Annotated in this window: 9 protein-coding genes; 5 read left to right on the top strand and 4 right to left on the bottom strand. The window is 52.0% G+C overall.

The features are described from left to right. Positions 1–30 precede the first annotated feature (30 nt). The gene (locus tag V7775_RS19090; RefSeq protein WP_335753523.1) at positions 31–1,206 is read right to left on the bottom strand and encodes a replication initiation protein; all 1,176 of its coding nucleotides are present in this window, start codon (positions 1,204–1,206) and stop codon (positions 31–33) included. Between the two features lie 484 nt (positions 1,207–1,690). On the opposite strand from V7775_RS19090, the gene V7775_RS19085 reads away from it, so the two are divergent. Beyond that, on the top strand, positions 1,691–3,085 hold the full coding sequence (locus tag V7775_RS19085) for an AAA family ATPase (protein WP_335753522.1): 1,395 nt from the start codon (positions 1,691–1,693) through the stop codon (positions 3,083–3,085). Positions 3,086–3,091: 6 nt separating this feature from the next. Then, positions 3,092–4,144 carry a ParB/RepB/Spo0J family partition protein gene (locus V7775_RS19080; RefSeq protein WP_335753521.1) on the top strand — a complete coding sequence of 351 codons (1,053 nt, stop codon included), beginning with the start codon at positions 3,092–3,094 and terminating at the stop codon, positions 4,142–4,144. 63 nt (positions 4,145–4,207) lie between these two features. Here V7775_RS19080 and V7775_RS19075 read toward each other — a convergent pair whose 3' ends face one another. After that, the gene (locus V7775_RS19075) at positions 4,208–4,522 is read right to left on the bottom strand and encodes a hypothetical protein (protein ID WP_335753520.1); all 315 of its coding nucleotides are present in this window, start codon (positions 4,520–4,522) and stop codon (positions 4,208–4,210) included. 193 nt (positions 4,523–4,715) lie between these two features. Further along, positions 4,716–5,597 carry a hypothetical protein gene (locus V7775_RS19070; protein WP_335753519.1) on the bottom strand — a complete coding sequence of 294 codons (882 nt, stop codon included), beginning with the start codon at positions 5,595–5,597 and terminating at the stop codon, positions 4,716–4,718. 227 nt (positions 5,598–5,824) lie between these two features. Between V7775_RS19070 and V7775_RS19065 the strand changes: the two genes are divergently transcribed. Beyond that, positions 5,825–6,799: a LysR family transcriptional regulator gene (locus tag V7775_RS19065; protein ID WP_335753518.1), complete on the top strand. Its 975-nt coding sequence runs from the start codon at positions 5,825–5,827 to the stop codon at positions 6,797–6,799. A gap of 22 nt (positions 6,800–6,821) precedes the next feature. Here the strand turns inward: V7775_RS19065 and V7775_RS19060 are convergent, their stop codons facing one another. Further along, positions 6,822–9,257: a GcvT family protein gene (locus V7775_RS19060; protein WP_335753517.1), complete on the bottom strand. Its 2,436-nt coding sequence runs from the start codon at positions 9,255–9,257 to the stop codon at positions 6,822–6,824. Positions 9,258–9,436: 179 nt separating this feature from the next. On the opposite strand from V7775_RS19060, the gene V7775_RS19055 reads away from it, so the two are divergent. Beyond that, entirely contained in the window at positions 9,437–10,954 is a 1,518-nt protein-coding gene (locus tag V7775_RS19055) for a trimethylamine methyltransferase family protein (protein ID WP_335753516.1), read from the top strand. A gap of 516 nt (positions 10,955–11,470) precedes the next feature. Then, positions 11,471–12,409, top strand: a complete 939-nt coding sequence (locus V7775_RS19050; RefSeq protein WP_335753515.1) for a substrate-binding domain-containing protein — start codon at positions 11,471–11,473, stop codon at positions 12,407–12,409. Positions 12,410–12,465 lie beyond the last annotated feature (56 nt).

Below are 12,465 nucleotides of genomic sequence, written 5' to 3'. Positions count from 1 at the left end.
TGGGTCGCGAAACCTGAGCAGCTGTAGCGGCTACTCATCCGTGTCAAAAATTCCTGGTTCAACATCTTCCCAAAAAGCAAAGATAGCCTTGCTGTTGAGTGCCGACATCCACCCATGGCGATCAAAATCATCCACCAACACCGGATCAGAAAGGCGACTGCGAAACAGCGCACGGTCCGCATCTCGTCGTGTAGGGGACCGGGATGCAACAGCATCCTGAACCGCCTTAAGTTGCTTGGCACGTCCGGTCTCGGGCACTGCCGCCTTTTCCGCTGCTGTTGTGAAATCCTCATCAATGGCGCGCCGCAGATAACTGACAGGGCTTTTCACTTCACCGCGTCCTGACACATAGGTCAGTTTATCATTCACGTAATCTTCGCCGTGTTCAGTGAGCCACTGTCGCGCCAGCCGGTCACTGACCCCCAGCGCGCGGAGCTTCGCATAGACGTTGCCCTTGCGCAGCCCTGCCCCGTCATCAATATCCAAAATAGACAGCTGCGGGTTTCTCTTGATCAGGAGGCGAATATGGCTAACCGCCCTGCCCTCTTTGCGGATCTCGGGCGTGATCGTGATGTCAGACACTTTGTTCACCTCGGCGACCGCTGGCTTGATGATCTTGGCGTTAAGATGTTTGTAGCTCTCGTAATACTCCGACCCATCGACCCCCATCAGCCGGCGAAATGTTTCCAACGCCCACCAACCCGTTGATCCTGTCCCGATAAACCGAAAGCAGTTTTCATAAAGCGCCAGCGCATGGCCGCCTGTGAACTGTCGCTGGATATCGAGATTGATCAGAGCAAATACCTTGGGGTCGTGCAGCTTTTCGGCCAGCGCAGGGGAATAGGCGTATTCGCACACGCCAGCCTTTAGCTTGGCAAAAGACAGCAGCGCCGAGACACCCCATTCCTGTCGCCCCTTTTCATCCAGCATATCCCATTCGGCCACCGTTTCCGCCAATCCACGCAGCGAGGCCTTAAGCGATTCTGTATCGTTGGAATTGTAGCCGATCATCATACACAGCGTCCGCGCGTCAATGCGGTGCGTGCTGCGAGAGATCAGCGTATCATACGCATTGAGCAGCAAAACATTGGACAATTTGCGTTGCAACAGCGTCAACTTGCCAGAGACATGAATTGCCGCGACATTCTTTTTCACCGATGGCCGCCGCAAGGCGCCGCTCAATTGGATATTTTCAACTGCTTTCATAGTCTGCTCTTTTTCTTGCAAGTTACTCCAAAAGGAACCTACAGTAAAGCCTTGCACGGGTCCCCTAATCAGGGAAGGCAGGCCCGCGCCATCAACACCTAAAGGAACCCAGATACGGGAACGTGTGAAAGGGTTGCTCATTGCCGTGGATGCAAACAGGCTCTAATCCGGCAATAATAGGCTCTACCTGTATTAGGGTTCCCTTATTCCCGCGAATCGGAGTCCTTTACCCCGTATCTGGGTCCCCTTGTGCCTGTATCTTGGTGCCCTTGCTCCTGCTTTTGGGTCCTCAAACACACCCAGTTGCTTGTAATCAATGGCATTAATTCTAGTGGAAGTCCTTAAAGATACATAAAGATAATAAACTATGTGCTGTCTTTTTTCGCTGTTATTTGGTTTCGCCGCGAAACTGTGACGAAGGGATGGTGATATCGGCTAGTTTCTGTGATATTGCAGCAAACAACGAACATATCGAGGTAGACAGATGGCGAGCAAGGATACCCCCCTTCCCCCGTACTACAATATTGATCCCAAGGAAGCAGCAAGCCGGTTGGCTGATCCTGTCACAACGACTCGGTTTGCAAAAGCCGCTAGTTTCGCGGCCAAGGGTCGGGATGATCTGGCACGGCGCGGTCATTCTCCGGACGGGAAAAAGCACCTGCGCAAGTTTTCCACATGGGAGATCTGCAAATACCTGATCCCTCTAGCAGCTGCCCACTTCAGACGTGTCCTTAAACAAAACCCCGATCTGCCCCAAGGGTCAGGTGAAGGGGGATCAAAGTGGTTCACTCTAGAAGAGGTCCTACAGTTACGTCAGCATTTCGCCGCAGAAGGCGCTGCTGACCGTGAATATTTGCCCTACCGTCCCGAAGGACTGCCCGCCAAAGTTATTGCTGTGGCGAACTTCAAAGGCGGTGTTGGAAAAACGTCAACCTGCGCACATCTCGCGATGAGCGCAGCCTTGGATGGCTACAAGGTTTTGGTGATTGATCTGGATAGCCAGGGATCAATGACCTCTATCATGGGGGGCAAAGTCGCTGATGAATGGCAAACCGCGTTTCCATTGATTGCCAAACATTTTGCGGGCCATTTGGCGGCAGAAAATAGCGTTCTTGCAGCGGGTGGTTTCGCCACGAAACCTTTGGACGAAACCCTACAGGCCGCAACCGAGATCAACGCAGATGATGTGATCCAGAAAACCCATTGGCCCAACATCGACCTGATTGGCGCACAACTGAACCTATACTGGGCCGAATTTCAGGTACCTGTGTGGCGCATGCAGTTGCGTTCTTGGCCGCTATGGGATGCTTTGGGCGGCTTTCTTGAGGATGAGGAACTGCTAGATAAATATGACTTGGTCTTCCTGGATACGCCCCCTGCCCTTGGGTATCTGACGATCAATGCGCTGGCCGCAGCCGATATTTTGCTGGTGCCTCTTGGCGCTTCCTTTCTTGAGTTTGATTCAACGGGGCGGTTTTTTGACATGCTCTATTCAACATTTGCAAGCATTGAGGACGGTGAAAACATGTCGCGTGCGGGTGCTGGTCTGGAGGAAGTCAGGTTTGAATGGGACGCGGTGCGTGCGTTAATCACCCGTTTTGATCCCGCTCAACAGACCGATCTTGCAAATGTGGTGCAGGCCTATTTCGGAGACTTCATGACCACCTACCGACAAGATTTCACCGCTATGGTGGGCCAAGCGGGTGAACAGGTCAGCGGGATTTACGAAGCGGACTACCGTGAGTTTAACCGAGATACCTATGTGCGTGGGCGTGAGACGTTTGACCGCACATGGAGTGAGGTCAAAGAAATTATTCTAGGGTGTTGGTGGCGGGACCAGCAAATGAATGCAACGAACGATCCGGTAGCAGAGGAGTAATAACCAATGGCTAAACGTCGTAAGCTCACCGCGCCTAGTGCCGAAGACCTCAACAAGATCGAAGAAGAGTTTCGCCGCGAAACCTCTCCAAATCCGGGGATGGCGCCGATTGCCCAAGTGGCAGCGGAGAACGCTATGAATATGAATGTCGTTGATCCAGCAACGCGCGCCAAACTGGCTGAATTGGATAAATTTCGCGCGGTCGAGGCCCAAGGGCTGGTTGCGCGACTGATCCCAATTGACGCGGTGGATGCGACAGTTCTTACCCGTGACCGAATGGATTTGAACCCCGAAGATTTTGCCGAACTTAAGGCAGCGATCCTTGCAAACGGGCTGCGAATGCCAATCGAAGTTTGCGAGCTGGAGCCTGTAGATGGGCGTGCGCGCTATGGGTTGATCTCAGGGTATCGTCGTTTTCGCGCAGTAAGCGAGCTGCGCGGCCAGCCGGGACAGGCAGCAGGCGTTGTTGAGGCGCTTATACGTCCAGCTGCATCTTCAGCGGCGAGTATGGAAGCGATGGTCGAGGAAAACGAAATCCGCTCTGACCTGACCCATTTCGAACGCGGACGTATCGCCGTTCTGGCCGCGCAACATGGCGTATACCGCGATGTAGAAGAAGCAACAGCCAAGCTATTTGCATTTGCCTCCAAGGCGAAGCGTTCCAAAATCCGCTCTTTTGCAGTGGTGTTTGAACGGTTGGGGGACGTGCTGGGTTTTCCGTTGGCGTTGAAGGAGAAACAGGGGCTTGCGATTGCGGCTGGGCTGAGAAGTGGGGCAGGGGATGCGCTACGCGAAGCTTTGGCTTCGGCCATACCAGCCGACCCATCCGAAGAATGGGCTGTGGTTGAACGCGTTCTAGACGGTTTCGCCGCGAAACCTCAGGCAGGTGACAAAGATCGTGGTGGTAGACCCAAGGCGCAAACCCAAACCGTTGAGACACCGCGTGGGACCAAGATAGGATGGACACGAAAAGGGCAGGGCGTAGTGATTCAGCTTGACGGAGAGATCAACGATGCTGACCTGAAAGAGGTGATAACACTCCTCAGTGGTGCGGTGTGACACAGGCAAGGCGCAGTACGAATAAGCTCTAAATGGCGCTTTAGGCTCAGCCTTAATCCTGTGTTACGACGCCATGGCGCGCGTTAGACGGCAGATGCTGGGGGAACGAGAGACATCGATTTTATCGAAGGCCGTCAACAGTGGCATAAGCCGAAACACATCATTCCGGTGTTTCTTAATGTCATCCCCCTTGACGGTTTCGCCGTTTTTACGACGCTTGGTCAGATCAACAAATGCTCTGGCCTTGAACGGGATTAGCAGTCTTTCATCTAAGATTTGGATTCCGCCGATCTCGCGGATCGCGCGAAAATCGACGCCGACTTCATCGAAAATGAGCGAGCATGCTGTGCCACCAATTAGGGCATAAATTCGCTTCATGGCCTGAAAAAATGTTCGCGAAGTTTGTCTATGCCCGGAACCACTGAAAATTCTCCATCAGGTGTAGGGTTGCACCCACGACGCGCTCATCTGCATGGTTTTGAAATTGCATGTAGAGGGACAGGGGATCAGCTGTGTTCTCACCTGTAATGATGTCTGGGTCATATCGCCAAACATCGACGCCGTAATCGGCCTAGTCTTGATAGATGACTTCGATGCCATAGTCGCCAGCTTGCAGGATTTTCCAATTCGTGGGGCCAACTGCAAAGTGTGGGTTTTGTGGCGGGTTGAGCACTGATTGCTCTGAAAGAGCCATCTCACCACCATATGGGAATTGCACAGGCAATGTGGTGCTCTGGAACCCTTTTGGCATGCGCTTGGCCTGAAAGAAGTGTGTCGATTTTACAGGTGATCGCAACATGGGATGCGCGGTTTTAAATATCTCTTCAGGGCTTTCGTTAAACTTGAGTAGCTTGCTTCGCCCATCGGGTATCACCTTTGCCAACCCGTTGGCCGAGAGCTCCTCAAAGGCGCGGCCAACGGTCATGGCCGAATAACCTAACTCTTTGGCAAGTCCGCTTGGGGTCCAGATTTTGTGATCAATCTTGAGGAGGTGACGAAACAGCACGGCTTGGGCCGCTGGTGACAGGCTGGAAGATGATAAAGGCGCACGGGTGCGGAAATACTCTCGTAAATCCAGCGCCAAGTCTGGAATGTAGAGTTGGTTTTCAACAACGATGAAGGCAATGCCTTTTTCAATCATGCGGGCACGGACATAGGCTGACATGTGTTCAAACACAAAGATCACAACTTCGGCTGCACCACGTTTGATCCTGTCCTGACGTTTTGCCAATTCTGATGGGGTTACTGGGGCGTCTTCGGACACGAAGGCGAAGATACAAGGGATTGAAAAGATATGAGCCTGCCGAAACTCAAACCCGCGAGCAAGGGAAAGGGGAAGGTCGGAACTGCCTTTCCATGGCTTGAGATCTAGGCGCAGATGGAGGGTCGATTGCAGGTAATCGCGCAATCGATCGGTGAGTTGGTTGTCGTCTTTGTTGTTGGATAATAACATAAATATGAACGTTATTATCGATCACGTTAGTCTAAAATTTTTATGTTAGAATACGCTCCAGCATGGATATTTTTTCGGTGCGGAACCCTTGCGGGTATCTCACAGAAAGGCCGGGCAGGGGCCTAGACCAACGTTCTCATGCTCCAAAATGCATTACGGACCGATCTTAAATTCATGTTTTTCGTAAACTAGCTATGCTAATTTCGAAATAATAAGGGATCAATCACATGCCTCAGCCATCATCTCGCAAGGACCTCAACCTGAAGTGGCTGGAGCTGTTCCAGATTTGTGCTCAGAAAGGGTCATTGCAAGCTGTTTCAGACGAAACTGGACTGTCAATCAGCACAGTATCCCATCACTTGAAAAACCTTGAAGATAATTTGGGCGTAGCGCTCTTTAATCACAACCGGCGTCCGATGACTTTGACACCTAAAGGGCAGGCCTTCTTAAGGAATATTGAGGGCGCGTTGCATTCCATTCGGAAGGCCAAAGCGGAAGCCTCTGCTGGGAACCTAGCTGAAGCCAGCTATCTGAGGGTTGGAACAATCGAGGATTTTGACAGCGATATTATCCCTGAACTGGCTGTGTTTCTGTCAGCCCATTTGCCGCAATGTGATTTTCTGTATCACACCGATTCCAGCCATACCGTCATTGAAATGTTGCGTAACCGTCAGTTGGATATTGGCGTAACAGCAAGCCCAACCGAACGTTTGCGCGACCTGCAAGATAGGCCGCTTTTGCGGGATCCTTTTGTTGTTGTGTTACCGTCCAAAAATGAATTTTCGCTGGCTAATGTCGTCGAAGGGCGGACAAAATTACCGTTTCTGCGGTTTTCAAACAATCTTATCATCGCGCGTCAGATTGAGGCTCAGTTGCGCCGCCTTGGGGTGTCGACTGCACACAAATTTGAATGTGGGAACAATCAAACGCTTATGGCGATGGTTGCGGCTGGCACGGGGTGGACCATCACGACCCCACTTTTGTTTTCCCGCGCGCGGCGATTTGAGAAGGCCCTGACAATGCACCGATTTCCAGGAAAGAGTTTTTCGCGCACCCTCGCGATTGTTTCAACGCCGGATTGCTCCCGATCTATCCTTGATCTTGTGGATAATCAGATGCGTGATCTCATCACGCAACACGTCCTTGAGCCACTGCACAAAAGCACTCCGTGGCTCAAAGATAGTTTAACTCTCATCGAATAGGCGTGGCTGCATCAACCAGAATTTAACTGCGCATACGGTCATAGCTGGGGTCATACGGTGAAGGCGTTATGACTTGGGCACCAACAAGATCACCGCAAAGATCAAGCAGCATCTTCGTACCGATTTCGGCTAGTTCCGGGTTAACAAAAGCATAGGCAAGGTTCATGCCAACGCGATGCCCCCAGTCACCTGAAGTGATTGTGCCAACAACGTTGTCCCCCTGCATCAAAGATCCGCCGCCATGTGCGGGAGCGTGGGTCGCATCGATCTTGAGGGTCACCAGCTTTTTGCGCGGGCGAGCCGCTTGGCGGGCAACAAGCGCAGGCTTGCCGATGAAATCACCCTTGTCGATCTTCACAAAACGATCAAGTCCGGTCTCAAACGGATCGAACTCGGTCAACAGATCAGCTTTCCAATGCAGGAACCCTTTTTCCATGCGCATGGCGTCAACGGCGCGTGCGCCAAACAGTTTTAGCCCATGGGCGTTTCCTGCATCGCGCAGCGCCAGATATGCAGCGTACAGCGATGCATTTGGAATGTGGATTTCATACGCCAATTCACCTGAAAAGCTAACGCCCATCACGGTTGCAGGCGAAAACCCGATGAAACACTCGCGCACTGACAACCACGGGAATGCGGCCTTGGACCAATCGCCACGAGAGCAGGCCGATAAAACGTCGCGCGCCTTGGGGCCTGCAAGAACAAGGATGGTTTGGTCATTGGTGAGCGAGCGGATTGCGACATCTTCGCCGTCGCGGATATGGTTTTGTAACCAATCCATATCGTGGAATTCACTGGCTGCGGCTGAGCCGTACCAGACGCGGTCTCCGCCACGATCACTGGCGGGAATGTTGGCGATTGTGGCTTCGCCTTTGACCATGCCGTGGTCATTTAACAAATATCCAAGGCCCACACGACCAGCCCGTTTTGTGACAGTGCCACAGAACATGCGGTCTAGAAATGAGTGGCGTTCTGATCCGGTGATTTCAAACCGGTTAAAGCCGTTCACTTCGCATAGCCCTACGTTTTCTTGGACATTTTTCACCTCAGCTGCAACGACATCAAATGCTTCGTCAAAGTTAAAGCTGAGTGACGGGTGGAAGTCAGAGGTGGGTTTGATGTAGTCGACACGCTCCCAGCCGTTGACGACCGTGAATTCCGCACCTGCTGCTGCCATGACGGGTGTCAGCGGTGTAGTTTTGGCATTGCGGCCCGCTGGGCGGTGCTCATGTGGGAAATGAAAGCGGAATTCGTTTTGGTAATCCTCAATCGCTTTCAGGGCAGTCAGTTCTACATTTGTGTGTCCGGTAAAACGACGTGGATCGATGCACCATGTGTCATAAACCGCTTCACCGTGCACAATTTGTTGCGCCAACAACCACCCATGGCCGCCGCCCTCACCCAGACCTGCACGCAGGCCGATAATGCAGAACGCATTTCGTTTGTTGGGGATCGGACCAACCAGCGGTGCGCCGTCAATTGTGTAGGTGATCGGTCCATTCACTACAGTGTGGACACCAACTTCTTCAAGGGCGGGCATCCGTGCAAATGCACCTTCTAAAACGTCCATCACACGGTCCATATCATCAGGGCACAAGGCGTTTACGAAATTTGGATCAATCCCGTCCATGCCCCATGTTTTGCAATCCTGTTCGTAAAACCCGATCAGCAAACCGTTCTTTTCTTGTCGGCAATAATAGTCGCTAATTGGGCAGCGCAGCAATGGCATCCGGTGATCCGCTTCCTTGATTGCCGCGATGTCTTCGGTCAAGAAATATTGGTGCTCCATCGAGCTAACAGGGTGATGAACGCCCATCATCGCGCCAACCTCATTGACGCGGTATCCGCAGGCATTCACCACAATATCACAATCGATATCGCCGTGTTCGGTGTGGACAGTCCATGTGTCGTCTTTGTGCTGGGTAAGCGCGGTGACTGGCGTGTTGCGGTAGACTTCGGCGCCCGCATTTCGTGCGCGCCGCGCCAGTGCTTGGCACAGCTGGGCAGGGTCAATGTCGCCATCCATCGGGTCCCAAAGCCCACCAATCATGTTGTCCGTTGCAATAAGCGGATGACGGCGGGCACATTCGGCCGCATCGATAACTTCGAAATCCACATCCATGCCACGGGCCATAGAAGAAAAATGGCGATACGCTTGCATCTGTTCTTCGGTATTGGCGAGCCGAATGCCGCCGTCGCCGTGATGGTAATTGATCGGATAGTCAGGATCATTTGCAAGTTCTTGATAGAGATTGATTGAATGTGTCTTCAGGCCCACCATCGTTTGGTTCATTCCGAAATTGGTGACTTGAGCCGCTGAATGCCACGTTGTCCCGCTTGTCAGTTCGTTGCGTTCGACCAGAACAACATCACTCCACCCCTCTTGCGTAAGGTGATAGAGCGTTGAACAACCAGCGATGCCGCCGCCAATGACAACAACTTTTGTGCGCGATTTCATGGGTATACCTCCAAGATTTTCTTTTATTTAGCGCCAAAGCCATGAGGTGCAACATGGCGTGCGATAAGTTTGAACTTATCGAATTTTAGCTCCCTATATTTCGAATTAATCACTTACCGATTGTGTTCACTTTCGATTGCACTGTCTAATTTGTGAATGTCTCAGGGGTAGGAATGAACATGGCCAAGCGATCCGTTAAACGGGGTGGACGTAAGGAACGCTTGGAACAACGTGCCGCAAAACCAGCGGTTGATCCATGCCCACCTGGCCAAGTTGGCGGAGCGTATAAACCGCTAACAGAAGATGACCTTCGTAAGATCTATGACACATCTTTGAGCCTTCTTGAAAACCTAGGCATCGGAGAAGTCCCTGCACGATTGCACAAGGACCTTCTGGCTATTGGTGCTGTGGATAACGGGGCAGGTCGGGTTTTATTTTCGCCTGCGCTGGTTGAGCGCGCAATTGATCAAGCGGCCAAAACATTTGTTTTGCACGGGCGCGACGAGGCGAGATCGATCACTGTTGGTGGCAACCGCGTCTACTTTGGAACTGGGGGCGCCGGGGTTCAGACGCTTGATATGGACAGCGGGACCTACCGGCCATCCACCCTTGAGGATTTGCACAACTTTACGCGCTTGCAAGACACATTGGCGAACGTCAGCTGGTATACGCGGTGTTGCATCGCGACGGACGTTCCCGACAATTACGATTTAGACGTCAATACGGTTTATGCCTTGCTGAAAAACACGACAAAGCCGACCGCGACGGCCTTTACCATCGCAGAACATGTCGAACCGATTGTAGAGATGTTGGACATTGCGGCTGGCGGCTCAGGCGAATTTTCCAAACGTCCGTTTATGAAAGCGCACATCAGCCCGCTCATTTCTCCGATGCGCTACGGTGAAGATGCGGTTGATGTGGTTTACGAATGCATCAAACACAATATTCCCATTTCCTGCATCACTGCGGCTCAAGCTGGGGCGACCGCACCGGCAACTTTGGCGGGGTTTTTGGCGCAATCCTTGGCTGAAACGCTCGCAAGCCTTTTGATGGTTCACGCGATACGGCCCGGATTTCCAATGGTGTTTTCCAACTGGCCGTTAGTGGTCGATCTGCGAACAGGGTCATTTTCTGGCGGGAGCGGAGAAACGGCTGTTTTAAATGCGGCGTCCGCACAGCTATCCAATTGGCTGGGTTTACCGTCAGGTGTCGCCTGTTCGATGACCGATGCGAAGGCTATCGATGCGCAATACGGAATGGAAAAAGGTATCACCTCGCTTGCGGCGGCTTTGGCGGGTGGGAATCTGATTTATGAGAGTTCGGGAATGACAGCATCCCTGTTGGGTGTCAGTTTTGAGGCATTCATTTTGGACAATGAAATGCATTCCCTCACGTACAGCGCCTTGCGCGGTATTGAGGTGACAGATGACAACCTTGGGTATGAAGCGATCTTTGACGCGGTGTTGGGGGACGGTCATTTTTTGGGTGGCCGCCATACCTATGCCGCGATGGAACGCGACTGTTTCTATCCTACTTTTGCCGACCGTGACGAGCCACGAACATGGGCCGAAAAAGGGGCCAAGGATGCATGGGCAGTTGCCCGAGATGAGGCACGTTCTGTCCTGAAGAACCATCATCCAACCTATCTAAGCGCGGAGCAGGACCAGAAAATCCGAGAGCGTTTTAACATCCTTTAATCGGTACTTCCTGAGCCAAAAGTTTGCTTGGCCATGTTAGTGGCGGAGTTCGGAAACAGGCACATTACGTGCCTTAAATTGCACGTTCTCGGATATGGAAATATGTGCTGCAGGGCAGTGCATGATCGGTAAGTCATTGTACTGCGACGTCTTCGCCAAAAATCGCGTTAGATATTTTGCGCACAAAACTGCTTGCCGAAAACTCATTTATGCAACCGATTGCAAAAACTCAAATCAACAGTAAAGTGTAGTACGAATCACGGAAGGCCTTTGGCTAAATGTTAACGCAGAAGATGAATCAAACGAGGCTGGAGAAAAGGGCCAGTGCACATCTACTGGATGCCCAGGCCGTGCACAATTTGATTGATCTGGCGTGTGCTGCGCTGGCGTTACCCGTTTTCACTGTTCCGCAGTTGACTGAACCAGTCGTCTGAGGGGGGAAGATACAATCGCCTCAACGCTAGGGGCCTCGGTATAAATAACGCATGCGCCGGGCATGCAAAAGGGAGGAATAAAATGAACAAATTTCTGATGGCCGCAGGTTTAACTGCTCTCATGGGAACGTCGGCAATGGCACAGCAAATTGGTGTGTCTGTTGCACGTTTTGATGACAACGGTCTGACCGTGATGCGCAACGGCATGGTCGCGCATGAAAAGGCACTAGACGGCGTTAGTCTTCAAATCGAAGACGCGACAGATGATGTTGCAAAGCAGTTGGACCAGATCAACAATTTCATTGCTTCGGGTGTTGATGCGATCATCGTAAACGCAGTTGACACAAACGCAACTGATGCGATGTCAAACGCGGCGGCATCTGCTGGCGTACCATTGGTTTATGTCAACCGTCAGCCTGTCAACATGGACACACTGCCAGAGGGCCAAGCCTTTGTTGCATCAAACGAGATCGAGTCAGGTACTTTGGCCGCGTTCCGCATGTGCCAAGATCTACGGGCGCAGGGCAAATCAGGCGGCGCTCAGGCGTATATGTTGATGGGTCAGCTGTCTAACCAAGCAGCGGTTCAGCGTTCAAAAGACTTTGAAGACGTGATCGGTATGGACATGTGTAATTTCATCACATTGATCGACAAGCAGACAGCGAACTGGTCACGTGACGAAGCGGCAGATCTGATGACAAACTGGATTTCTTCCGGTGAGCCATTTGATGCGGTTTTCGGTAACAACGACGAAATGGCCATCGGTGCGATCCAAGCGATGAAAGCTTCGGGCATTTCAATGGAAGACGTTGTTGTTGGTGGCGTTGACGCGACAGCCGATGCGTTGGTTGCGATGCAGGCCGGCGACATGGACGTCACAGTGTTCCAAGACCTTGCGGGCCAAGGCGCTGGTTCTATCGATACAGCGCTGGCATTGATCGCTGGCGAAGATGTCGACAAGAAAGTCTTTATCCCGTTCAAGCTGGTTACTCCTGAGAACATCAGCGAGTTCCTTCAGTAATCGTAAAACGACTGTGCAGGGCTGTTTTTTTGCCCTGCACACACAAACTCAAAATC

Source organism: Sulfitobacter sp. (assembly GCF_036960155.1).
In the GTDB taxonomy this organism is placed as follows: Bacteria; Pseudomonadota; Alphaproteobacteria; order Rhodobacterales; family Rhodobacteraceae; genus Sulfitobacter.
The sequence above is the reverse complement of the archived record's forward strand: the minus strand, read 5'-3'. Positions and strand labels throughout refer to the sequence as shown.

Coding starts and splice junctions, on each gene's coding strand:
- V7775_RS19080 (WP_335753521.1), top strand. CDS start 3,092: ATGGCTAAACGTCGTAAGCTCACCGCGCCTAGTGCCGAAGACCTCAAC.
- V7775_RS19075 (WP_335753520.1), bottom strand. CDS start 4,522: ATGAAGCGAATTTATGCCCTAATTGGTGGCACAGCATGCTCGCTCATT.
- V7775_RS19085 (WP_335753522.1), top strand. CDS start 1,691: ATGGCGAGCAAGGATACCCCCCTTCCCCCGTACTACAATATTGATCCC.
- V7775_RS19055 (WP_335753516.1), top strand. CDS start 9,437: ATGGCCAAGCGATCCGTTAAACGGGGTGGACGTAAGGAACGCTTGGAA.
- V7775_RS19090 (WP_335753523.1), bottom strand. CDS start 1,206: ATGAAAGCAGTTGAAAATATCCAATTGAGCGGCGCCTTGCGGCGGCCA.
- V7775_RS19065 (WP_335753518.1), top strand. CDS start 5,825: ATGCCTCAGCCATCATCTCGCAAGGACCTCAACCTGAAGTGGCTGGAG.
- V7775_RS19060 (WP_335753517.1), bottom strand. CDS start 9,257: ATGAAATCGCGCACAAAAGTTGTTGTCATTGGCGGCGGCATCGCTGGT.
- V7775_RS19070 (WP_335753519.1), bottom strand. CDS start 5,597: ATGTTATTATCCAACAACAAAGACGACAACCAACTCACCGATCGATTG.
- V7775_RS19050 (WP_335753515.1), top strand. CDS start 11,471: ATGAACAAATTTCTGATGGCCGCAGGTTTAACTGCTCTCATGGGAACG.